Annotated in this window: 1 pseudogene; it reads right to left on the bottom strand. The window is 38.6% G+C overall.

The features are described from left to right. Window positions 1-127: 127 nt before the first annotated feature. Window positions 128-1,203 (bottom strand): annotated as a pseudogene (locus tag AC27VX_RS23720) (IS3 family transposase); the annotation flags it as partial. Window positions 1,204-1,261: the final 58 nt, after the last annotated feature.

Below are 1,261 nucleotides of genomic sequence, written 5' to 3'. Positions count from 1 at the left end.
TGTAATCTTCCCCACCTTAGACACACTCAAAAGTAGAGTTTTTGGTTAATAATTCCTTGTTGTCGTTGTTAAAATTTTGTTGGAATGTGGGAAACTCTTTTATATTGCCCTGATTGAGTTTTCCATATTTCAATAAAAAATCCCTTGGTGTGAGGTATTGCAGTGATTTGTGAGGGCGCTCATTATTATAAATCCACATCCAGATTTCTGAGTAATTTCTCATCTGCCTAATGTTCTCAAAAAGATAAACATCTAAAAATTCTGTCCGAAAAGTCCTGTTGAATCTCTCCACCAAAGAGTTTTGTGTTGGTTTTCCAGGCTGAATATAATGAAGCGCAATCTCATTTTTATTGCACCAGTCTTTTAGTTTTTCAGCAATAAACTCCGGACCGTTGTCAACTCTTATTTTTTCCGGTCTCCCACGCCAGTCGATCAGTTGTTCCAGTTGTGAAACTACTCTTGCTGACGGCAAACTAGTATCGATGGTAATATTCAAAATTTCTCTATTGAAATCATCAATGATATTAAGGCTTCTCACGCTTTTACCATTCTCCAAAGTGTCGTGCATAAAATCCATACTCCACGTTACATTGGGATAAATAGGACGAAGCAAAGGCTCTTTTACCCTTGCCGGAAGCCGTTTCTTACGTTTGCTTCTCAGATTCAGCTTCATCGATTTGTAGATCCTGTAAACCCGCTTGTGATTCCACCCAAAACTCAAGTTTCTCAAACGGTGATGCATCGTCCAAAATCCCCAGGTCTGGTGCTGGTTTGCAAGCAAGAATAGTTCCTCCCGAATCTTGTCGTCTTCATTGCTTTTCTTCTTCTTGTAATAAAATACCGAACTGTTTATGATAAAAAGTCTACACGCATTCCGAGTGCTTATCCCGTGTTCTGATCCGGAATAAACAACCAGTTCCCGCTTCTCGGAAGGTGTTAAAGCTTTTTTGCGATCACATCTTTCATCACCACATTTTCCAGCGTAAGTTCCGCTACGATTTTTTTGTACTGCGAAAGTTCCTTTTCAAGTTCCTTCATTTTGGAGAGTTGCTGCACATCCAAACCCCCATATTTACTCTTCCATTTGTAAAATGTCGGCTGACTGATGCCGTGCTCCCGGCAGATCTCATTCACTGTTTTACCTTGATTTTGTTCAGATAGAATCTTAATAATCTGAACTTCTGAAAATTTACTGTTTTTCATTGTCTTCCAAATTTAAAAACTATATTTTTAAATGTTCCGCTTTTTGGGGAAGATTACA

It is taken from the genome of Chryseobacterium sp. 14P4.3.2 (genome assembly GCF_057799275.1).
This window is presented reverse-complemented; position numbering and strand designations above follow the sequence as displayed.